Annotated in this window: 19 protein-coding genes; 11 read left to right on the top strand and 8 right to left on the bottom strand. The window is 69.4% G+C overall.

The annotated features are described in order from the left end of the window. Window position 1: 1 nt before the first annotated feature. The 4 genes from WBG06_RS16135 to WBG06_RS16120 all read left to right on the top strand — a co-directional run bounded on the left by WBG06_RS16135 (window position 2) and on the right by WBG06_RS16120 (window position 3,626). On the top strand, window positions 2–202 hold the full coding sequence (locus tag WBG06_RS16135) for a hypothetical protein (protein ID WP_336737883.1): 201 nt from the start codon (window positions 2–4) through the stop codon (window positions 200–202). Between the two features lie 82 nt (window positions 203–284). Further along, the gene (locus WBG06_RS16130) at window positions 285–1,784 is read left to right on the top strand and encodes an arylsulfatase (protein ID WP_336737882.1); all 1,500 of its coding nucleotides are present in this window, start codon (window positions 285–287) and stop codon (window positions 1,782–1,784) included. Window position 1,785: 1 nt separating this feature from the next. Beyond that, the gene (locus tag WBG06_RS16125) at window positions 1,786–2,730 is read left to right on the top strand and encodes a formylglycine-generating enzyme family protein (protein WP_336737881.1); all 945 of its coding nucleotides are present in this window, start codon (window positions 1,786–1,788) and stop codon (window positions 2,728–2,730) included. Then, the gene (locus tag WBG06_RS16120) at window positions 2,727–3,626 is read left to right on the top strand and encodes a haloacid dehalogenase-like hydrolase (protein ID WP_336737880.1); all 900 of its coding nucleotides are present in this window, start codon (window positions 2,727–2,729) and stop codon (window positions 3,624–3,626) included. The genes WBG06_RS16125 and WBG06_RS16120 overlap by 4 nt, the downstream gene beginning before the upstream one ends. Window positions 3,627–3,636: 10 nt before the next feature. Here WBG06_RS16120 and WBG06_RS16115 read toward each other — a convergent pair whose 3' ends face one another. Further along, complete coding sequence (locus WBG06_RS16115; RefSeq protein ID WP_336737879.1) at window positions 3,637–4,524, bottom strand: helix-turn-helix transcriptional regulator; 888 nt, start codon at window positions 4,522–4,524, stop codon at window positions 3,637–3,639. Between the two features lie 135 nt (window positions 4,525–4,659). Between WBG06_RS16115 and WBG06_RS16110 the strand changes: the two genes are divergently transcribed. From WBG06_RS16110 to WBG06_RS16100, 3 genes are all read left to right on the top strand, one after another. Further along, entirely contained in the window at window positions 4,660–5,976 is a 1,317-nt protein-coding gene (locus WBG06_RS16110; RefSeq protein ID WP_336737878.1) for an MFS transporter, read from the top strand. A gap of 64 nt (window positions 5,977–6,040) precedes the next feature. Further along, on the top strand, window positions 6,041–7,669 hold the full coding sequence (locus tag WBG06_RS16105) for an AMP-binding protein (protein ID WP_336737877.1): 1,629 nt from the start codon (window positions 6,041–6,043) through the stop codon (window positions 7,667–7,669). Next, window positions 7,669–8,436, top strand: a complete 768-nt coding sequence (locus tag WBG06_RS16100) for a thioesterase family protein (protein ID WP_336737876.1) — start codon at window positions 7,669–7,671, stop codon at window positions 8,434–8,436. Before WBG06_RS16105 ends, WBG06_RS16100 begins: the two co-directional genes overlap by 1 nt. A 7-nt stretch (window positions 8,437–8,443) precedes the next feature. On the opposite strand, the gene WBG06_RS16095 is transcribed toward WBG06_RS16100, so the two are convergent. Continuing rightward, window positions 8,444–9,883 (bottom strand): MFS transporter, encoded by a 1,440-nt coding sequence (locus WBG06_RS16095; RefSeq protein WP_336737875.1) that lies wholly within the window; start codon window positions 9,881–9,883, stop codon window positions 8,444–8,446. Window positions 9,884–9,982: 99 nt separating this feature from the next. Here WBG06_RS16095 and WBG06_RS16090 point away from each other — a divergent pair, with 99 nt between their 5' ends. Then, the gene (locus tag WBG06_RS16090) at window positions 9,983–10,555 is read left to right on the top strand and encodes a TetR/AcrR family transcriptional regulator (protein ID WP_336737874.1); all 573 of its coding nucleotides are present in this window, start codon (window positions 9,983–9,985) and stop codon (window positions 10,553–10,555) included. Here the strand turns inward: WBG06_RS16090 and WBG06_RS16085 are convergent. After that, window positions 10,552–12,255: an AMP-binding protein gene (locus tag WBG06_RS16085; protein ID WP_336737873.1), complete on the bottom strand. Its 1,704-nt coding sequence runs from the start codon at window positions 12,253–12,255 to the stop codon at window positions 10,552–10,554. The genes WBG06_RS16090 and WBG06_RS16085 overlap by 4 nt on opposite strands. A 52-nt stretch (window positions 12,256–12,307) precedes the next feature. Continuing rightward, on the bottom strand, window positions 12,308–12,787 hold the full coding sequence (locus WBG06_RS16080) for an OsmC family protein (RefSeq protein WP_336737872.1): 480 nt from the start codon (window positions 12,785–12,787) through the stop codon (window positions 12,308–12,310). Window positions 12,788–12,847: 60 nt separating this feature from the next. Here WBG06_RS16080 and WBG06_RS16075 point away from each other — a divergent pair, with 60 nt between their 5' ends. Further along, entirely contained in the window at window positions 12,848–14,509 is a 1,662-nt protein-coding gene (locus tag WBG06_RS16075) for an alpha-glucosidase (RefSeq protein ID WP_336737871.1), read from the top strand. A 7-nt stretch (window positions 14,510–14,516) separates the two neighbouring features. On the opposite strand, the gene WBG06_RS16070 is transcribed toward WBG06_RS16075, so the two are convergent. From WBG06_RS16070 to WBG06_RS16055, 4 genes are read right to left on the bottom strand one after another with little or no spacing between them, the layout of a single operon-like run. Then, window positions 14,517–16,115, bottom strand: a complete 1,599-nt coding sequence (locus WBG06_RS16070; protein WP_442945466.1) for a glycoside hydrolase family 13 protein — start codon at window positions 16,113–16,115, stop codon at window positions 14,517–14,519. 20 nt (window positions 16,116–16,135) lie between these two features. After that, window positions 16,136–17,638 (bottom strand): MFS transporter, encoded by a 1,503-nt coding sequence (locus WBG06_RS16065; RefSeq protein ID WP_336737869.1) that lies wholly within the window; start codon window positions 17,636–17,638, stop codon window positions 16,136–16,138. A 59-nt stretch (window positions 17,639–17,697) separates the two neighbouring features. Continuing rightward, the gene (locus tag WBG06_RS16060; protein ID WP_336737868.1) at window positions 17,698–18,864 is read right to left on the bottom strand and encodes a CaiB/BaiF CoA transferase family protein; all 1,167 of its coding nucleotides are present in this window, start codon (window positions 18,862–18,864) and stop codon (window positions 17,698–17,700) included. Between the two features lie 5 nt (window positions 18,865–18,869). Continuing rightward, entirely contained in the window at window positions 18,870–20,198 is a 1,329-nt protein-coding gene (locus WBG06_RS16055; protein ID WP_336737867.1) for an SLC13 family permease, read from the bottom strand. 116 nt (window positions 20,199–20,314) lie between these two features. Here WBG06_RS16055 and WBG06_RS16050 point away from each other — a divergent pair, with 116 nt between their 5' ends. Next, window positions 20,315–21,016: a FadR/GntR family transcriptional regulator gene (locus WBG06_RS16050; RefSeq protein ID WP_336737866.1), complete on the top strand. Its 702-nt coding sequence runs from the start codon at window positions 20,315–20,317 to the stop codon at window positions 21,014–21,016. Beyond that, the gene (locus tag WBG06_RS16045; RefSeq protein WP_336737865.1) at window positions 21,013–21,774 is read left to right on the top strand and encodes a sulfite exporter TauE/SafE family protein; all 762 of its coding nucleotides are present in this window, start codon (window positions 21,013–21,015) and stop codon (window positions 21,772–21,774) included. The genes WBG06_RS16050 and WBG06_RS16045 overlap by 4 nt, the downstream gene beginning before the upstream one ends. The last annotated feature ends 11 nt before the right edge of the window (window positions 21,775–21,785 follow it).

Genomic DNA, 21,785 nt, shown 5'->3' with positions numbered 1-21,785 from the left:
CATGACAAGGGTGCTGATCCGGGTGAACGGTGAGCTCTCCAAGGAGCTTCAGAAGGCGTTCCCTCAGCTGGCGGCCCAGGCACACCGTGAGCAGTCGACCCTCACCGGAGAGGTGCCCGACCAAGAGGCGCTGCAGGGCATCCTGCACGCCCTGGGCGCTCTCGACATCAACGTCGTCGAGGTCGTCACGATCCCCGACTGACGGGTGACCGGGTCACCCTTGTCGGGTGAGGCCGTCAGCCTCACGGCCTGCCTAGCCTTCGAGGACAATCCGAGGAGGTTTCATGACCGACAAGCCCAACATCCTGATCATCTGGGGTGACGACATCGGCATCAGCAACCTGAGCTGTTACAGCGATGGTCTGATGGGCTACCGCACGCCCAACATCGACCGGATCGCGGCTGAGGGCGTCCGCTTCACCGACTATTACGGTGAGCAGAGCTGCACTGCGGGTCGCGCTGCGTTCATCACCGGTCAGAACCCCTACCGCACGGGGCTGACCAAGGTCGGCTTTCCGGGTGCGGACATCGGCCTGCGCGCGGAGGACCCGACCATCGCCACCGCGCTGAAGACGCTGGGGTATGCCACCGGGCAGTTCGGCAAGAACCACTTCGGCGACCGCGACGAGTTCCTGCCCACCATGCACGGATTCGACGAGTTCTTCGGGAACCTCTACCACCTCAACGCCGAGGAGGAGCCGGAGCTCCCGGACTATCCGACCGACGAGGAGTTTCCGGACTTCCGGAAGCGCTTCGGTCCTCGTGGCGTGATCCACACCTGGGCCGACGGTCAGGGCGGACAGCGCATCGAGGACACCGGGCCGCTCACCAAGGAGCGGATGAAGACCATCGACGACGAGATCCTCCCCGAGGCGCTGCGGTTCATGAGTGATGCCCAGGCGAGCGACACCCCGTTCTTCGTGTGGCTCAACACCACCCACATGCACTTCCGCACACATATCAAGGACGGCAGCCGTGGTAAGGCCGGCCGCTGGCAGTCGGAGTATCACGACACGATGGTCGATCACGACGAGCTGGTCGGATCGGTGCTCGACTACCTCGACGAGAACGGTCTGGCCGAGAACACCATCGTGATGTACTCCACCGACAACGGGCCGCACATGAACAGCTGGCCGGACGCGGGCATGACCCCGTTCCGGAACGAGAAGAACTCGAACTGGGAAGGTGCCTATCGCGTGCCGGCGATGGTCCGCTGGCCCGGGCACATCCCGGCCGGGACGGTCCTGAACGGCATCGTCAGCCACAACGACTGGTTCGTGACGCTGCTGGCGGCAGCGGGTGACCCAGACATCGCCGACCGGCTGAAGGCGGGGACGGACCTCGACGGCACGACCTACAAGGTGCACCTCGACGGGCACAACCAGCTCGACTACATCACCGGCGCCAGCGACACGAGCCCGCGCCAGCACTTCTTCTACGTGTCCGACGACGGTGACCTGACCGGGTTGCGTTTCGACAACTGGAAGCTGGTGTTCCTCGAGCAGCGCGCTACCGGCACGCTGCGGGTGTGGGCAGAACCGTATGTCCAGCTGCGGGTGCCGAAGTTCTTCAACCTGCGCACGGACCCGTACGAGCGCGCCGACATCACCTCCAACACCTACTACGACTGGGTCCTCGACCACGCCTGGCTCGCGGTTCCGGCGCAGATGTACGTGGCGAAGATGGCGGCCTCCTTGGCTGAGTTCCCGCCACGGCAGGAACCGCCGAGCTTCAGCGTCGACAAGGTGCTCGCGAAGCTCGAGGCCGGCATGCCGAGCAGCTGAGATGCAGATCAGCCTGCCGGGTGGCGTCTTCACCATGGGTTCCGACGACCACTATCCGGAGGAGGCCCCGACCCACCGCGTGCGGGTCGGGGCGTTCTCCATCGACACCCACCAGGTGACGAACGCACAGTTCGCGAAGTTCGTACGCAAGACGCGCTACGTCACCGTCGCGGAGCGGCCGGTCGACCCGGCCGCCTTCCCCGACGCTCCCCCGGAGAACCTCCAACCAGGTTCGCTCGTCTTCACCCCCACCCCCGGCCCGGTCGACCTCCGGCACGTCAGCCAGTGGTGGACCTGGACGCCGGGGGCGTGCTGGTCGGCACCGGAAGGGCCGGGAAGCTCGGTCAAGCGCCGGCCCGACCACCCGGTCGTCCATGTGGCCTACGAGGACGCGGTCGCGTACGCCACGTGGGCCGGCGCCGAGCTGCCCACCGAGGCGGAATGGGAGTACGCCGCCCGCGGCGGGCTGGAGGGCGCGGCCTTCACCTGGGGCGACGAGCCTCGTCCCGGCGGCCGGATCATGGCCAACACCTGGGACGGTCCCGACTTCCCCTGGCATCACACCCGCGAGAGCGGCTTCTCCCGCACCGCGCCGGTCGGCAGCTTCCCGGCCAACGGCTTCGGGCTCTTCGACATGGCCGGCAACGTGTGGGAGTGGACCAGCGACTGGTGGACCGATCGACACCCCGACGAGGTCGACAAGCCGTGCTGCGTCCCCGACAACCCCCGCGGTGGTGACCTCGAGCAGAGCCTCGACCCGGCGCAGCCCCAGTTCCGGATCGGCCGGAAGGTCGTCAAGGGCGGCTCGCACCTGTGCGCGGACACCTACTGCCTGCGCTACCGGCCCGCCGCACGTCGCCCGCAGATGGTCGACACCGGCACCAGCCACATGGGCTTCCGTTGCGTACGACGCCCAGAACCCGACCAACAGGAGGAGACACCGTGACCGAGCAGCTGCTGCCATCCTGGCGGCCAGGCGCGACCCGAGACGCCGTCCTGGCCTTCCTCGACGCCGCCGACGCCGTGCCGACGGCCGACCGAGTGGCGTGCTTCGACAACGACGGCACGCTGTGGTGCGAACGTCCGACCTACGTGCAGTTCGACTTCTTCGTCGACGCGCTGCGTTCCCGGGCAGAGGCCGACCCGACCATGGGCGAGCAGGCTGAGTTCGCAGCGGTGCTCTCGGGCGACATGCGGGCGATCGGCGACATCGGGCTGGAGCGGGTCGCGATGGCTCTCACCGGCCTCTTCGACGGCGTGAGCCCCCAGGAGTTCACCGCCCACGTCCGTGAGTTCATGGCGCGCCGCGAGCATGCGACGCTCAAGAGGCCGCATCGCAGCTGCACCTACGTCCCGATGCTCGAGCTCGTCGCCGAGCTGAGGCGCCGGGACTTCACCGTGACCGTCGTGACCGGCGGCGGGACCGAGTTCGTCCGAGCGGTCAGCCAGGATCTGTATGGCGTGCCGCCGGAGGCTGTGGTCGGCACGTTGATCGAGTACGACTACGTCGCCGACCCTCCGCAGCTACGCCGCTCGACCCGGGTGCTCGGTGCCGCCAACGAGGGCGCGGCCAAGGTGTCGAACATCCAGACCCAGCTGGGACGTCGACCGATCCTCGCTGTCGGCAACTCTGGCGGTGACCGGGAGATGCTCGAGTGGGCCGCGGGCGGCGAGGGGCCCACGCTCGCGCTGCTCGTGAACCACGACGATGCCGAGCGGGAGTTCTCCTACGTCAGCACCGCACAGACCTTCACCGAGCCCGAGCCGATCACCGATGTCGGTGCCCGGCTGGGGTGGACCGTGATCAGCATGGCCCGGGACTGGGAGACGATCTTCGCCTGATCCCGCTATGTCAGTCGATCAGGCCGGCCTCGCGCGCGACGCGGACCGCATGGACCCGGTTGTTGGCGTTGAGCTTCCTGGTGGCGCTCTTCAGGTAGGACTTCACCGTGCTCTCCACGATCCCGAGGGCCTCGGCGGCCTCCCGGTTGCTGCTCCCGAGCGCGACCTGGCGAAGCACGTCGAGCTCACGGGCGGCCAGGCGCACGGCCGGGGCCAGCGGGGCGGCCGGCTTCTCCCCCGGCACGGCGGAGAGACGTCGGACCATGGCCTCGAGCCGACCGCGGACCTCCGGGTCGATCACCTGCCCGGCCAGATCGGTGAGCTCGGCGGCCATCTCCCGGCGCTGGGCGAGATCGCGTCGTGCCGAGCTCTCGACCGGGTTCTGAGCCGGTGACGGCGCCGGGGCCAGCCGGGAGAGCCGGTTGCGGACCTCGTCGTCGATCAGGATCTCGCGCTCGAGGGTGCGGATCAGCGGTCGCAGCGCGTCGAACCAGACGCCACCGAGACCCAGGCGCGACCGGGAGGCCAGGTAGATCAGCATCCGTGGGGTCCGGTCCACCAGGATCGGCAGGGCGGCGACGGTCTGGATCTGCTCCTGGGCGACGGCGGTGTCGTAGAGGTGGGTGATCCCGCGAGCTGTGTAGTAGTGGTCGACGGAACCGGGCTGGCGGGTCTGCAGGGTCTTCCCGCCCAGGCCCTCTCCGTTGACGACCCGTAGCCCGCGCAACGCACCGCCCCTCGCGCCGCAGGTCGCGGTGATGTCGATGGCCGTGCCGTCGCCGCGGACCGGGCCGCCGAAGGCGAGATCCAGTCCCGACGCGGTCCGGAAGGAGGCCAGCGTCTGGGCGATCCGGGACCCGTCGTAGGGCGCCTCAGCGGCTATCGCGGTGGTGCTCATGACGTTGAGAGTAAGTGACGGCGATCACAGGCAACAAGTGGCACACCCCCTCTTTCGAGGGCACTCCTCTGGGGGTATCGGCCAGGTTGCGGCCGCCCCACACTCGGTTCACCACCCCGAGTAGGAGGCACGATCATGGCCGACATCACGGCTAGCCGAGCCGAGGTCGACGGGCGCACCATGCGCCGAGTCGCGACGGCGTCACTGACCGGCACCACCATCGAGTTCTACGACTTCCTCATCTACGGCCTCGCAGCGGCCCTGGTGTTCAACGCCATCTTCTTCCCGTCCATGGGCGGTCCCGAGGGCACCATGGCGTCGATCGCGACCTTCGGGGTCGCGTTCGTCTTCCGACCGCTCGGCGCGATCCTCTTCGGTCACTACGGCGACCGGATCGGCCGCAAGGCCACGCTGATCACGACGCTGCTGATCATGGGCACCTCGACGTTCGCGATCGGCCTGATCCCGAGCGCGGAGTCGATCGGCGGGGGCGCCGTGGTGATCCTGGTGGTGCTGCGCGCACTCCAGGGTGTCGCGCTCGGTGGGGAGTGGGCCGGTGCCGCGCTCCTCACCACCGAGTACGCCGCCCACGGCAAGCGTGGGCGCTACAGCATGTTCCCGCAGCTCGGACCGAGCCTCGGCCTGATCATCGCCGCCGGCGCGATGCTGACCACGTTCCGCCTGATGGAGCCGGCCGCGTTCGCGGCGTGGGGCTGGCGGATCCCGTTCCTCGCCAGCGCCGTCCTCATCGGTGTCGGTCTCTGGGTCCGGCTGAGCATCGCCGAGACACCGTCGTTCAAGAAGGTGCAGTCGGCCGGCACCCGCAGCGCGCTGCCGTTCCTCGGCTGTCTCCGGGACCAGTGGCGGCAGGTGCTGCTGGGCGGCGGCATCATGGCGATCGTCTTCGGCGCCTTCTACACCGGCGCCAGCTTCATGGTCGCCTACGCGGTCGGCTCGCTCGGGCTGAGCATGACCCAGGCCCTGCTCGGGGTCATCGTGGCCGCGTTCGCGATGAGCGCGACGGTGATCGCCTCCGCCTGGCTCTCCGACGTGCTCGGCCGCCGGACAGTCCTGCTGCTGGGGGCCGCCTTCGGTGTGGTCGCCGGTCCCCTGGCCTTCGGCGTCATGGAGCCGGGCAGCTTCGCGAGCTTCGCCCTCGGCAACAGCCTGCTCCTGTGCGTGCTCGGCCTCAACTACGGTCCGATCGCGGCCTTCCTGCCCGAGATGTTCCAGGCGAGGTACCGCTACACCGGTGCCGGCCTGGGCTACAACATCGCGGGCATCCTCGGCGGCGCCGTCCCGCTCGTCATCGCCGAAGACCTGATCGCCCGGTGGGGCACCGACGGGATCGCGTACTTCCTCACCGCGCTCGCCCTGCTGAGCGTCGTCTGTCTGCTGGTCGCCAAGGAGACCAGCCGCGTGGAGCTCGACGCGGAGCCGGCGCTCGCCTGATCCGCCCCGGCTCACCCTCTTTGGGGGGTGTGGCCACCACCACGGTCTCGGTCATGCTCGCGGCATGACCGAGACCTCTTCCCTCAACGCCTCGTCGGCCCGTGGCGACATCGACGTTCCGCTGCTCGAGGAGACGATCGGAGCGAACTTCGAGCGCACGGTCGCCCGCCACGGAGACCGGGAGGCGCTCGTCGAGATCGCCACCGGGCGTCGCTGGACCTACACCGAGCTGAACGCCGACGTCGACGCCCTCGCGGTCGGTCTCCGTCAGGCGGGTATCGGCAAGGGTGACCGGGTCGGCATCTGGGCTCCGAACTGTGCCGAGTGGACGATGGTCCAGTTCGCCACCGCGAAGATCGGCGCGATCCTGGTCAACATCAACCCGGCCTACCGCACCCACGAGCTCGCCTACGCGCTCAACCAGTCGGGGGTGCGCCTGCTGATCAGCGCAACGAGCTTCAAGACCAGCGACTACGTCTCCCTCGTCGCCGAGGTGGAGAAGGACTGCGGTGCGCTGGAGCAGACGGTCTTCCTGGGTACGCCGGAGTGGGAGGCCCTGCTGGCCGCAGGCCGCGGCGAGCGGCTGGCCGACCACGTCGACTACCCGCTCGACCCGAACGACGCGATCAACATCCAATACACCTCCGGAACCACCGGATTCCCGAAGGGTGCGACGCTGTCGCACCGCAACATCCTCAACAACGGCTTCTTCGTCACCGAGGCGATCCACTTCACCGAGCAGGACCGGCTGTGCATCCCGGTGCCGTTCTACCACTGCTTCGGGATGGTGATGGCGAACCTCGGCTGCACGACCCATGGCGCGACCATGATCATTCCGGGTCCCGGGTTCGACCCGGCCACGACGCTGCAGACGGTCCAGGACGAGAGGTGCACGGCGCTCTATGGGGTGCCGACGATGTTCATCGCGATGCAGGACGACCCGGGGTTCGCGTCGTACGACCTCTCGACGCTGCGCACCGGGATCATGGCCGGTGCCCTGTGCCCGATCGAGGTCATGAAGCGGTGTGTCAGCGAGATGCACATGAGCGAGGTCGCGATCGCGTACGGCATGACCGAGACCTCGCCGGTCTCGTGCCAGACCCGCACCGACGACGATCTCGAGCGGCGCACCGAGACGATCGGACGAGCAGCCCCGCACGTCGAGATCAAGATCGTCGACCCCGTCACCGGCGAGGTGGTCCCCCGCGGCACCGCCGGCGAGTTCTGCACCCGTGGTTATTCGGTGATGCTCGGCTACTGGGACGACGACGCGAAGACCGCCGAGGCGATCGACGCCGAGGGCTGGATGCACACCGGAGATCTGGCGGTCATGCGCGAGGACGGCTACTGCGTGGTCGTGGGCCGGATCAAGGACATGGTGATCCGCGGCGGGGAGAACATCTACCCTCGCGAGATCGAGGAGTTCCTCTTCACCCACCCCGACATCGCCGAGGCCCAGGTGGTCGGTGTCCCCGACGAGCGGTACGGCGAGGAGCTCTGTGCGTGGATCAGGATGCGTCCGGGTGCGGAGCCGCTGGACGCCGACGCCGTCCGCGCTTTCGCCAGCGGCAAGCTCGCGCACTACAAGACACCGCGCTACGTGCTGATCGTCGACGAGTTCCCGATGACGGTCACCGGCAAGGTCCGCAAGATCGACATGCGCGAGCAGAGCGTCGCCCGGCTCGGCCTCTGATGACGTATTGGCACCGCACCGGGAACCGCAGCTTCACACCGACCGAGCACGTCGGTGGCGCCTGGGACCTGGACACGCAGCACATCGCCACCCTGCTCGGCGTGCTGGCGCACGAGGTCGAGCAAGACCGTGACGCCCGTCGCGACGACGGGCTCCAGATCACCCGGATGAGCTACGACATCCTCGGCACGATCCCGCTCGAGCCGGTGGACGTCGAGGTCACCGTCCTCCGGGCCGGTCGGACGATCGAGCTCGTCGAGGCACGCGCCTGTCACGGCGGCCGGCCCGTCGTGCTGCTGCGGGCCTGGCTCACCGCGGGCTACCCGACCGCAGAGCTCTCGGGCACCCTTCACGCGCCGCTTCCCGCGCCTGACGAGGTGCCCGCATGGGACATGACCACGCTGTGGGACGGCGGCTTCATCGCCTCGGTCGAGGTCCGTCGCCATGACCTCGGCCCGGGCAGGGCACAGACCTGGGTGCGTACGCCTCACCCCCTCGTCGCCGACGAGGAGGTGAGCCGGCTCGCTCAGGTCGCCGGGCTGCTCGACATCACCAACGGTGTCGCTGTCCGCGTGGACCCGAAGGACGTCAGCTTCCCGAACCTCGACCTGACCGCACACCTGTTCCGTGCCCCGCTCGACGGCTGGCTGGGGCTCGACACGACGGTCTCGTTCGGCCCGGAGGGCGCGGGCGTGACCACGACCGTGCTCCACGACGAGCGGGGCGCCTTCGGCATCAGTACGCAGTGCCTGACCGTGCGTCCGTGACGGCCGCTCAGCGGGCGGCCGCCACCGGCACCGAAGGGTCCGGCCGGCTCGCCCGCCGTCGGTCGGCGGCGAGGATGACCAGGGCGACGACCACGGCCAGCGCGTAGAACCCGGTCGCGACATCGAAGACCACCGCGTAGCCGTCGGCCTGGGTCACCGCGTCCGGGACCGGGTCGTGGTGGACCGCAGCGCCGTACACGACGGTGAGGAGCGCGAGCCCGATGGACCCGCCGATCTGATGTGCGGTGTTGACCAGACCGGAGGCCGCACCGGCGTCACCCGGGTCGACCTCGGCCATGCCGAAGTCGGTGAGGAGGATGATCGCGATCCCTTGGCCGATCCCCAGCACCAGCAGCGGCGGCAGGATCCAGGCCACGGTGGTCGTGCTGTCGATCCGGCTGAGCCAGACCATGCCGATCGCCGCGGTGACCAAGGACGTGAGCAGCAGCGCGGGCTTGCTGACCCTCGGGCCTGCCCAGCGCACGACGTACACCATGGCGAAGAACATGCCGGTCATCGGGATGTAGACGAACCCGGTGGCGAGCGGGCTGAGACCGAGGACGTTCTGCAGGTACTGCGAGAGGAAGTAGAACGTGGAGAACATCGCGCCGACGATCAGGATCCGGCCGACGTACGCCCCCGAGCGCTGCACGCTGCGGAAGAGCCGGATCGGGACGATCGGCTGGGCGGCCCGCTGCTCGACGAGCACGAAGGTGACGAGCAGGACCACCGCCGCGGCCAGAGGGAGCTGGGTGCGAGGGCTGGCCCAGCCGATCTCGGCGGCCTCGACGAGCCCGTAGACCAGCGCCGACATGCCGACCGTGACGGTCAGGGCGCCGAGCATGTCGACGCGGCCGGGCCGACGCTCGGTCTCCGGCAGGTAGCGCGGTGAGAGAGCGAGGATCAGGATCCCGATCGGGACGTTGACCAGGAGGCCCCAGCGCCAGGAGAGGTATTCGGTGAAGACCCCTCCGACGATGATCCCGACGCTCGCCCCGGCCCCGATGACCGCGCTGTAGATCGCGATCGCCCGGGTGCGCTCCTCGGGCTCGGGGAAGCTGGTGATCAGGAGGGCCAACGTGGACGGGATCGCGAAGGCCGACGCCAGGCCCTGCAGCGCACGTGCCGTGATGAGGACTCCGGCCGAGGGCGCGATCCCCGCCAGCAGCGAGGCCGCGGTGAACACCGCCGCGCCGGCGATGAACACGCGACGCCGGCCGAGCAGGTCGCCGGCTCGGGCGCCGAGCAGCAGGAGGCCGCCGAAGGCGAGAACGTACGCGTTCTGGATCCACGACAGCGAGGAGTCGGTGAACCCGAGCTCTGCCTTGATGTGGGTGAGCGCCGTCGTCACGATCGAGGCGTCGAGGGTCATCATCAGCTGGCAGCCGAGGATCACGGTGAGCACGACCGCCCGGTGTCGGCCGCTGCTCGAGGATATCGGGGACATGGATGCATCACTCCAAAGTAACTAACGAGTTGGTTTCTTCAGTGAAACACCGATCGCCGAAAAAGACAACTAACTAGTTACTTGCTTTAAGGTGGTTCCATGGCCAGAGACTCCGAGGCAACCCGCGCACGCATCCTCGACGCCGCCGAGGCCGAGTTCGCGGCGTACGGCATCGCCGGCTCACGCGTCGACCGGATCGCCGATGCGGCCCAGGCGAACAAGGCGCTGATCTACAAATACTTCGGCACCAAGGACGAGCTCTTCGACGCCGTCTTCGCCCACCGGGTGCTCGCGTTCGTCGACGAGGTCGAGTTCGACGCCACCGACCTCCCCGGCTACGCCGGACGGTCCTTCGACCTCTACGAGCGCTTCCCCACGACGCTTCGGCTGACCACCTGGTATCAGCTCGAGCGACCCGACGGGAAGCTCCCGGCGATCGTGGCCTCCAACGACGCGAAGCTCGCCAAGATCGAGGAGGCGCAACGCGCCGGGAAGCTCACGACGGCCTACACCCCGCTCGAGCTGCTCACCGAGGTCCGCGCGCTCGCGATGAGCTGGCACCTGCACACCCCGGAGCTGGCGCTCGTACGCCGGCCGAGCCATGCCCGCTGCCGGGAGATCGTCGTGGAGAGCGTCCGGCGGCTGGTGGACCAGGACCAGGGCGTCGCCTAGCTGCGGGAGAAGAAGTCGTCGTAGCGGTGCTCGCCCGGCGGGCGCTGGTCGACGACGTCCTGCTCACGCACCCGGAGCTCGACCCGTCGGATCTTCCCGGAGATCGTCTTGGGCAGGTCGAAGAACTCCAGGCGGCGCACCCGCAGGTAGGGCGGCAGGTGGTCGCGGGCGAACTCGAGGATGGCCCGGGCGGTCTCGGCGGTCGGCTCGTGGCCGGCAGTGAGCGAGACGTACGCCTTGGGGACGGCGAGCCGCACCGGGTCCGGCGCGGGGACGACCGCCGCCTCGGCCACGGCGGGGTGCTCGATCAGGACCGACTCCAGCTCGAAGGGCGAGACCTTGTAGTCGGAGGCCTTGAAGACGTCGTCGGCGCGGCCGACGTAGGTGATGTAGCCGTCCGCGTCGCGGCTGGCGACATCACCGGTGTGGAAGAAGCCGCCGCGCATCGCGTCGGCGGTGCGCCTCTCGTCGTCGCGGTACTCGGTCATCAGCGTGGCCGGTCGCGCGGAGAGGTCGAGACAGAGCTCGCCCTCCCCCGGCCCCTCGATCACGGTGCCCTCGACCGGGTCGACGAGCGCGACGGGGATCCCCGGGAGCGGCCGCCCCATCGAGCCCGGCCGCACCGGCTGGCCCGGACTGTTGGCGATCGTCGCGGTCATCTCGGTCTGCCCGAAACCGTCTCGGATGGTCAGACCCCAGGCCTGGTGGACCTGGCTGATCACCTCGGGGTTGAGAGGCTCCCCCGCGCTGATCGCCTCGCGCAGCGAGCCGCAACCACCGCTGAGGTCGGCCTGGATGAGCATGCGCCACACGGTCGGCGGGGCGCACAGGCTGGTGACGTGCTCCTCACGGATCCGCTGCAGCAGGGACGCGGCCTCGAAGCGCGTGTAGTTGAGGACGAAGACGGTCGCCCCGGCGAGCCAGGGAGCGAAGAAGTTCGACCAGGCGTGCTTGGCCCAGCCGGGACTGGAGATGTTCATGTGGACGTCGCCGGGGCGGAGCCCGAGCCAGTACATCGTCGACAGGTGCCCGACCGGGTAGGTGTAGTGGGTGTGCTCGACCAGCTTCGGCCGGCTCGTCGTGCCGCTGGTGAAGTAGAGCAGGAGCGCGTCGCCGGTGGCGTTGCCGGGATGGTCGAGCGGCTCCTGGCTCTCCGCGGCGGCGCCGGCGTAGTCGTGCCAGCCCTCCTGATGGCCCACACAGATCCGGACGTAGTCGCCCGGAACGCCGTCGAACTTCGCCGTGTCCTCGGCGTTGCAGACCACCGCCTTCGCCCGACCCCGCGCGAGCCGGTCCACCAGCTCGGCGGTGCCCACCGCCGTCGTCGTCGGCATCAGGACGGCACCGACCTTCATCGCCGCCAGCATCGTCTCCCACAGCTCGACCTGGTTGCCGAGCATCACGATCACGCTGTCGCCCCGGCCGACGCCGAGGCGTTGGAGGTAGCGCGCCGTCGCGTCCGAGCGCCGCGCCAGCTCGTCGAAGGAGTACGCAGCGCGCGACCCGTCCGGCTCCGCGATGACGAGCCCCGGAGCCTCGTTGCCCCGGGCCATCGGGTCGAACCAGTCGTGAGCGAAGTTGAAGGTCTCCCCCACGTCGGGCCAGGTGAACGTCTCGACCGCTTCGGCGTAGTCGAGGCGCAGGGCGATCAGCGCGTCCCGGGCAGCAAGCAGGGCATCGGTCGAAGTCGTACTCGTCATGACCGCATCTTCGTGGCGGCGACGACTCCCGCCCTACCCCCGGAAGAGGGGTCTACCGCGTCAGCCCACCGACGATGACGGTCGGCTCGACGTCGACCGGGAAGTTCACGCTGTTGGCGATGAAGCAGTCCAGGTGGGCCTGGTGGTGGGCGGAGGTGGCGGCCTCGATCATGGACTCGTCGGTGACGGTGACGACCGGGTGCAGGACTGCGCGGGTGAACCGGCCACCGGTCCCCTGCGTCTGCATGGTGGCGGTCGCGGCGTCGTGGTAGTCGATGACGACGATGCCCACCTTCACCGCCTGGTGCAGGTAGGAGAGCATGTGGCACTGCGCCAGGGAGGTCAGCAGCAGCTGCTCGGGGTTGTGGCGGCTCGCGTCGCCGCGGAAGGTCGGGTCGGCGGAGCCGAGGATGTCGGGCAGCCCCTCGATGCGTACGACATGGTCGCGGGCGTAGTCGCGGTGACCGCTGGTCCCGGTGCCCCGGTTGCCCGTCCACTCCACCGAGACCGTGTAGTCGTGGGTCAGTGCCATGCGCACACGGTAGCGCCGGGGCGTGTATGCACGGCGCGATGCCCGGTTACCGCTGACCTCATGACTTTCATCGAACCCGCGGGACGCACCGGCCCGGGCTGGTGGCGCTCCGCCGTCGTGTACCAGATCTATCCCCGCAGCTTCGCCGACGGGAACGGCGACGGCGTGGGCGACCTGCGCGGGATCAGGGAGCGTCTCGACCATCTCGAGTGGCTCGGGGTCGACGTGCTGTGGATCTCCCCCGTCTACCCCTCGCCGATGGCCGACAACGGCTACGACGTCAGCGACTATCACGATGTCGACCCGACGTACGGGACGCTGGCCGAGCTCGACGCGCTGATCGCCGAGGTCCACCGACGAGGGATGAAGCTGGTGATGGACCTCGTCGCCAACCACACCTCCGACGAGCATCCCTGGTTCGAGGAGTCGAGCTCGAGCCCGGAGAGCCCGAAGCGCGACTGGTACTGGTGGCGCGAGGAACCCAACAACTGGGGGTCGTTCTTCTCCGGGCCGGCCTGGACCTACAGCGAGGGCAGGGCCGCGTACTACCTGCACCTGTTCACCCGGAAGCAGCCGGACCTGAACTGGGAGAACCCCGAGGTCAGGCATGCGGTGTACGACGTCATGCGCTGGTGGCTGGACCGCGGTGTGGACGGGTTCCGCATGGACGTCGTGAACCTCATCTCCAAGGACCCGGAGCTGCCGGAAGCACCGGTGATGCCGGGGCAGCGCTACGGCAACATGCGCGCCTCGGTGCTCGACGGGCCGCGCGTGCACGAGTTCCTCGCCGAGATGCACCGAGAGGTCTTCGACCGCTACGACCGCGACCTGCTGCTGGTCGGAGAGACCGGCGAGACGACGGTCGAGGAGGGCCGGAAGTACACCGATCCGGCACGCCGCGAGCTCGACATGGTCCTGCACTACGAGCACGTCGAGATCGACCACGGCACCTTCAAGTGGGACGTACGCCCCTTCGATCTCGGTCGGCTCCGCGAACGGCTCGCCGCCTGGCAGACCGGGCTCGCGGACGTCGGCTGGAACAGCCTCTACTGGGACAACCACGACCAGCCGAGGATCGTCTCGAGGTACGGCGACGACGGCCGCTGGCGCACCGAGTCGGCCAAGCTGCTCGCGACCGTCCTGCACCTGCAGCGGGGCACCCCGTTCGTCTATCAGGGCGACGAGATCGGGATGGCGAACTATCCGTTCGCCAGCATCGACGAGGTCGACGACGTCGAGGCGGTGAACTACTACCACGAGGCGGTCGCCGCGGGCTCGGACCCCGAGGACGTGATGGCGTCGCTGCGGGCGATGTGTCGTGACAACGGGCGTACGCCGATGCAGTGGGACGCCACTCCCGGTGCCGGCTTCACGACCGGGACGCCCTGGCTTGCGGTCAATCCCGACCACGCGGAGATCAACGTCGCCGCGCAGCGGGACGATCCGGACTCCGTGCTCTCGCACTATCGCCGGCTGATCCGTCTGCGCCACGACGATCCTGTCGTCGTCGACGGTGACTTCAGCCTGCTGACCGACAGTCATCCGCAGCTCTTCGCCTTCCGCCGTCGTCACGAGAGCGGGCAGCTGGTGGTGCTCGCGAACTTCAGCAGCGCGGAGGCCGATCTGGGCACGCTCGTCGAGGAGTGCCGAGGTGAGCTCGTGCTCGGGAGCGGCAGCGGCCCGGTGATGGCGCCGTGGGAGGCGCGGGTCTACCGCCGATGAGCCGGGCTCAGTCGTCGCCGAGCAGCCAGACCGCGGTGTCCGGCGGCAGCTCGGCGACGACCGGCTCACCGCTGCAGATCACGACCTCGCCAGGAGGCAACGGCGTGGGCGTCGCCCCGCAGTTGAGGAACACCTTCAGCCGACCGCGTCGGAACGCGATCACGTCGTCGGGCGCATCCAGGAACTTCACCTCCTCGTCGCCACGCACGTGACGACGGCGGGCGGCCAGCGCCGACCGGTAGAACTCCAGGGTCGAGCCGGTCCGGCCAGTCTGTGCGGCCACGGTCAGATCCGTCCACTGGACCGGCTGCGGCAGCCAGGGCTGCCCGTCGCCCGGCCCGAAGCCGAAGGGCGGAGCGTCGCCGCTCCACGGCAGCGGCACCCGGCAGCCGTCGCGCCCGTTGCCACCCTCGGCCCAGGGGTCCTCCTGATACTCCGGCGGTAGCTGGACGTGCGGCAACCCGAGCTCCTCCCCCTGGTAGAGGTAGGCCGCCCCGGGCAGCGCCAGCATCGCCAGGGTCGCCGCACGGGCGCGGGCGAGCGCCTGCGCTCCGTCGCCGTAACGGGTCCGGTGGCGTACCGCGTCGTGGTTGGAGAGGACCCACGTCGGCCAGGCCCGGGAAGGCCGCAGCGCGTCGAGGGTGGACATGATCGCCTCGGTGAACTGCTGCGCCGACCAGGGCGACTGCAGCCACTGGAAGTTGAACGCCTGCTCGAACTCGTCGCTACGCAGGTAGCCGCGCAGGTCGGCGGGTCCCTGGGTCCACGCCTCGGCCACCATCATCCGTTCACCTGGGTAGGACGAGATCAGGTCGTGCCAGTCGCGGTAGATCTCGTGGACGTCGGGGTGGTCCCACATCGGGTCGTCCTCCACCCCGACGTCGTACATCACCGCAGGGTCGGAGTTGGGCGACTCCCCTGCCGGGACGTGCTGGTCGCGCAGCGCCTTGACCAGGCCGTGGGCCACGTCGACGCGGAATCCGTCGACTCCCAGGCCCAACCACCACCTCAGCACCGAACGGAACTCCTCGGCAACCTCGGGATGACGCCAGTTCAGGTCGGGCTCCTCTTTGTCGAACATGTGCAGGTACCACTGCCCGTCCTCCACCCGGGTCCAGGCCGGCTCGCCGAAGACCGAGCGCCAGTTGGTCGGCGGCTCGTCACCATCGACCCCTCGACCGTCGCGGAAGAGGTAGCGATCGCGCTCCGGCGAGCCGGGGCCGGCCTCGAGCGCCTCGGTGAACCACGGGTGGGCCGAGGAGGTGTGGTTGGGGATCAGGTCGATGATCACCTTCAGCCCGAGCCCGTGCGCCTTGGCGAGCAGGTCCTCGGCGTCGGCGAGCGTTCCGAGGGCCGGGTCCACGCCGCGGGCGTCGACCACGTCGTACCCGTAGTCGATCTGCGGCGACGGGTAGAACGGCGAGAGCCAGATCGCGTCGACACCGAGATCGGCCAGGTAGTCCAGCCGTGAGGTGATGCCCGCGAGATCACCGGTTCCGTCCCCGTCCGCGTCGGCGAACGATCGCGGGTAGATCTGGTAGGTCACGGCCTCACGCCACCACGGAGCATCCACGAGAGCCCGGTTACCGGATGCCGCCGAGGTCATGCCACCCAGGTCGCGTCGCCTCAGTGGTCGTGGTCGGCCGGGTGCAGCTGCGGTCCGGTCACGCCGCAGTGCGCGCACGTCTCGATGTGCACCCGGTGGTCGTCGGGCCCGGGTTCGGCGGCCAGCGGACGCCGAACGAATGCCGCGGCGAGCGCCGCGCCGAGGATCAGCAGGCCGGCGTTGATGATCATCGCCGTGCCGTAGCCCTCGTCGAAGGTCTGCGGGTCGGTGTAGTCGGCGCCGGCGATCCCGACCGCCGCCGGGACGACGGCGACGGCCAGCAGCCCGGAGGTCCGCGCCACCGCGTTGTTGACGCCCGAGGCGATGCCGGCATGCCTGTCGTCGGCGGCGTCGAGCACGGTGGCGGTCAGGGGCGAGACCAGCAGGGTGAGACCGATGGCGAAGAGCAGGACGGGCGCGAGGACGTCGAGAACGTACGACGCGTCCGGGCCGATCCGCCCCATCCAGAGTGCGCCACCGGCCGCGATCAGTGGCCCGAGGGTCATCGGCAGGCGCGGACCGATGCGCTGTGCCAATGCGCCCGCACGGGACGAGAAGAGCAGCATCACGATGGTCACCGGGAGCAGCGCCGTTCCCGCGGCGAGAGGCGACCAGCCGCTGACGATCTGGAGCTGGAGGACGAGCAGGACGAAGATCACGCCGAGCGCGGCGTACACGAGCAGGGTGACGGCGTTGGCAGCGCTGAACTGAGGGTTGCGGAACAGCTCGAGCGGGACGAGCGGGTGGGTCGAGCGGGCCTCGACGACCACGAAGGCGACCAGGCAGGCGACTCCGACTGCGGCGGTCGCCGCCGCGGAGCCGACGAGGCCCACCTCGCCCGCTCGGGTGAGCCCGAAGGTGAGGGCGCCGAGGCCGGTCGCGGCCAGCAGCGTGCCGGTCAGGTCGAGCCCGCGGGCGGCATCCGGGTCTCGGCTCTCCGGGACGTGGCGCACGGCGACGATGACGATGAGCACCGCGACGGGGACGTTGATGAGGAAGACCAGTCGCCAGTCGATCTCGACCAGCCAACCGCCGACGAGCGGTCCGACCGCGGCTGCGACGCCGCTGAAGCCCGACCAGGCCCCCACGGCCGCGGGCCGGTCGTCGACATGGAAGGACGCAGCGATGATCGCCAGGCTCCCCGGAGTCAGCAGGGCGCCGCCGACCCCCTGGAGCCCACGCGCGGCGATCAGCAGCTCGATGTTGGGAGCCAGCCCGCACAGCAGCGACGCGAGAGCGAACCACACCACGCCGATGAGAAACACGCGGCGACGACCGAAGCGGTCGCCGAGGGAGCCGCCGAGGAGGATCAGCGCCGCGAGGCTCAACGTGTAGGCGTTGACCGTCCACTGCAGCCCGGAGAAGCTCGCGTCGAGATCCTCGCCGATCCGGCCGAGGGCGACGTTGACGACGGTCGAGTCGAGCAAGGCCAGGCCGGACCCCAGCACCGTCGTCGCCAGCACCCAGCGGCCGCTGGCCGTGCCCAGCCGGAGAGGAGCCTGATCGCTCGGAGAGTCCGGCATGATCAGGCTCCTTCTCTCGGCGGCAGTGACGCGGTCCGAGCAGTATCCCAGTCAGGTGCCTACTCGTCCGCCACCCACGTACGCAGCCCCGGGCCGTGCTGGTCGAGGGTCGGTGGAGCGGCGTGGTCGGTGGGGGTCACCTCGGTGCCGTCGGTGAAGAACCGCAGCGGCGGTCCGGGAAGGGTCAGGTGGCCGAGGGTGGAGTGGTCGACGTCGATCAGCAGGCCCTGGCTGGCAGTCTGCTCCCAGGCGTAGACCTCGTCGAGCGAGCGCACCTTGCCGGCGGGGACGCCGGCCTCGGCGAGCTTGGCGAGCAGGTCCTCGGCCGGCCACGGCTCGAAGAGCGCCTCGACCAGCTCGATGACCTTCTCGCGGTTGGCGGCACGCTCGGGGTTGGTCGCCATCCCCTCCAGAGCGGGCGAGATGTCGAAGGCCGTGCAGAACCTCCGCCACAGTCCCTCGCTCCCGACCGCGATCTGCACGCTCCCGTCGGCGCAGCGGAACAGCCCGTACGGCGAGATGCTCGGGTGATGATTGCCCTGAGCGCGCCCGACCTCGCCGGCCACGGTCCAGCGGGTGCCTTGGAACCCGTGCACGCCGACGACGGCGGAGAGCAGCGAGGTGCGTACGACGGTGCCGCGGCCGGTGCGCTCCCGCTCGTGGAGCGCAGCGACCACGCCGTAGGCGCCGTACATGCCTGCCAGGAGGTCGGCGATCGGCGTGCCGACCCGCTGCGGGTCGTTCGGGCCCGAGCCGGTGATCGACATCAGGCCGGCCTCGCCCTGGGCGATCTGGTCGTAACCCGACCGTCCGCCCTCGGGGCCGTCGTGGCCGAACCCGGTGATCGAGAGCACGACCAGGCGGGGGTTGCGGGCCTGGAGCTCGTCGATGCCGAGCCCCAGTCGGTCCAGGACGCCGGTGCGGAAGTTCTCGACGAGCACGTCGGACCGGTCGACCAAGCGCAGCAGCACGTCCTTGTCGTCGGGATCCTTGAGGTCGAGGGTGATCGACTCCTTGTTGCGGTTGGCGGAGAGGAAGTACGTCGCCTCTTTCTGCCCCTCCTCGCCGACGAACGGCGGGCCCCAGCCGCGGGTGTCGTCGCCGTGCCCGGGCGCTTCGACCTTGATCACGCGGGCACCGAGGTCGCCCATCATCATCGCGGCGTGCGGCCCCGCCAGCGCGCGGGAGAGGTCGAGGACGACGATGTCGTCGAGTGGTCCACGCATGGTCGTCACCACCCCGGGAGGACCAGGGTGGCCCAGACCAGGAGGGGACCCACGAGCACCACGATGACGCTGTAGGTGAGGATCTGCTTGTAGTAGCGCTCCTCGGTGATGCTGTCGGGCCGGTTGGCCAGCATCAGCGCGCCGTTGGTGGAGAACGGGCTCACGTCGACGATGGTCGAGGAGATCGCCAGCGCGGACACGAACAGGGCCGCCGAGATGCCGCCCTCGGCGATCAGCGGCACCGAGATCGGGATGATGATCGGCAGCAGCGCTGTCGAGGACGCGAACGCGGAGACCACGCCGCCGACGTAGCACAGCACGAGCGCGCCGAGGGCGGCTGCGCCCAGACCCGCTGCCCAGTTCCCCACGAACTCCGGCGAGCCGGCGGTGTTCAGGATCGTGGCGTACGTCGAGACGCCGGCGACCAGCAGGACGGTCGGCCAGGCGATCTGACGGATCGCGTCCTTGTGCTGGTTCGGCGAGAGCGCCGCGAGGACGGTCGCGGCGGTGATCGAGGCGAAGCCGATGTTCTTGTCGAAGAACAGTGCGATGGCGGCGACGATCACGAAGGCGATCAGGGTCAGGATCTGCTCGGTGCGGATGCCGGGCTTCGTCCCGGTCGGGGCGACGGTGCCCAGGCCGCGGGCGGGGACGGTGACGCCGCCCTCGTTCAGCTCGCCCGGGATGCCGGCGGCAGCGTTGGCCGCCTCGTCGGGGTCGAGCCGCATGCTCATCAGCGCCCGTCCACCGAGGGCGAAGAACAGGATCGTCGCCATGATCAGGTTGACCACGAGGCTGGTCAGGAAGACCGTCATCTCGCTGGCCGGCAGGCCGTTGTCGACCATGACCGAGTTGGTGATCGTGCCGTAGATGCTGATCGGGGAGAACCCGCCGCCCTGGGCGCCGTGGACGACGAACATGCCCATCATCAGCGGGTTGATCTTGTAGCGGCCCGCGAACCCGAGCGCCACCGGCCCGATGATCGCGCAGGCTGCCGGGCTTGCGGCTCCCATGGCGGTCAGCAGCGCGGTCACGCCGAACATCACCCACGGGATGAGGGCGACCCGGCCACCCACCGCTCGCACGGCGCTGCTGACGATCAGGTCGACCGTGCCGTTGTTCCTCGCGATCGCAAACAGATAGGTGACACCTATCAGCGTGAGGATCAGGTCGGCGCTGACGCCGGCCAGGATCTCCTTCTCATCGAGATTCAGCGCGAACATCCCGACCAACCAGGCCGCGACATATGCCAGCGCCCCCATGTTGATCGGCAGCAACGTGCCGGCCACGAACAAGGCGATCAACGCGATGATCGCCACCCATTCCGGTCCCATCGGACTTTCCCTCCATCTCGGCCCCCAGCGTCTGCCGCGGCAGTGTGACCCGGATCACCCGCGGCTCAGTGGCCTAGCCAATAGGACAATGGCGGAAACGTCAATACCCTGTAGCCATGAGTGAGTCAGCGCGCTTTCCTCGTCCGCTGCAGCGAACCCGTCTCTACGAGCAGGTCGCCGAGCAGATCACCGCCTGGATCTCGCAGAACGATCTGAAACCCGGTGACCGGCTGCCCCCGGAGCGGCAGCTCGCCACCAGCCTGGGAGTCAGCCGCGCGACCCTCAGCCAGGCTCTGGTCGCGCTCGAGGTCATCGGTGTCGTGGCGGTACGCCACGGCGACGGGACGGTGCTGACCGACAAACCACGGGCCGAGCGCATCACCGATGCGATCCGCGCCCACGCCGAACGGATCCCCGACGTCATCGAGGCGCGCGACGCACTGGAGACCAAGATCGCCGCGCTGGCTGCCCAGCGACGTACGCGGGAGGATCTGGACCACATCCAGGCGGCGCTGACCGCGATGGAGCGCGACATCGACGGTGGTGGCCGCGGCGTCCAGGGCGACGAGCTCTTCCACCGGGCGGTCACCGAGGCCGCCCACTCCCCTCTGCTCGAGCAGATGATGACGGAGATCAGCGAGCTGATCCGCGAGACCCGCATCGAGTCGCTCTCCCAGCCCGACCGCCCCAAGACCTCCCTCGCCGGCCACCGGAAGATCGCCGATGCGATCGCCGCGGGTGACGCCGAGGCGGCCGCTGCCGCGATGCACGGCCACGTCATGATGGTCAGCGACGTCGCGCTGCTCCGCGAAGGATGAGCTGGGCAGACCAGCTCGCCGTCCTGCTCGCGGGCCTGGGTGCGGGGATCCTGACCTCCACCGTCGGCGTCGCCTCGCTGCTCAGCTTCCCGGTCCTGGTCGCCGTCGGCCTGCCGCCGGTGGTGGCCAACACCTCCAACACGGTCGGGATGACGCCTGCCGGGCTCAGCGGCTCCTTCGGCTACCGCCGTGAGCTGGCCGAGCACCCCGGCGTGACCGCCGCCGTGCTGTTCACCGCAGCCGGAGGCAGCGTCGCCGGTTCCCTGCTCCTGCTGTGGCTGCCCGGATCGGTCTTCGAAGCGATCGTGCCGTGGCTGATCCTCGGCACCTGCCTGCTCGTAGGGGTCCAGCCGCGGCTGAGCCGATTCGTCCGCCAGCACACCGGCAACGCCGAGGCGCGGCTGCGGGTCTCGCCGGCCACCGGAGTCTTCGCGACGCTCACCGGGGTCTACGGCGGCTACTTCGGCGCCGGCTCCGGGGTGATGATGATGGCGGTGCTCGGGCTCGGGACGGACCTGGAGTTCCGCACCGTCAACGCTCTCAAGACCTTCGCGGTGATGGCCTCGAACGTGGTCGCCACGGTGATCTTCCTGGCGATCGCCGACCTCGACTGGCTGGCCATCGGCCTGCTCGCCGGAGGCTCGGTCGTGGGTGGGTACGTCGGGTCCCACATCGGGCGGCGGCTGCCGGCCACGGTCCTACGTTCGCTGATCGTCGTGGTCGGGATCGGCGCCGCGACACTGATGCTGGTGCGCTGAGGTCGGGCAGA

The sequence above is a fragment of the Nocardioides sp. CCNWLW239 genome, assembly GCF_037137035.1.
In the GTDB taxonomy this organism is placed as follows: Bacteria; Actinomycetota; Actinomycetes; order Propionibacteriales; family Nocardioidaceae; genus Nocardioides.
This window is presented reverse-complemented; position numbering and strand designations above follow the sequence as displayed.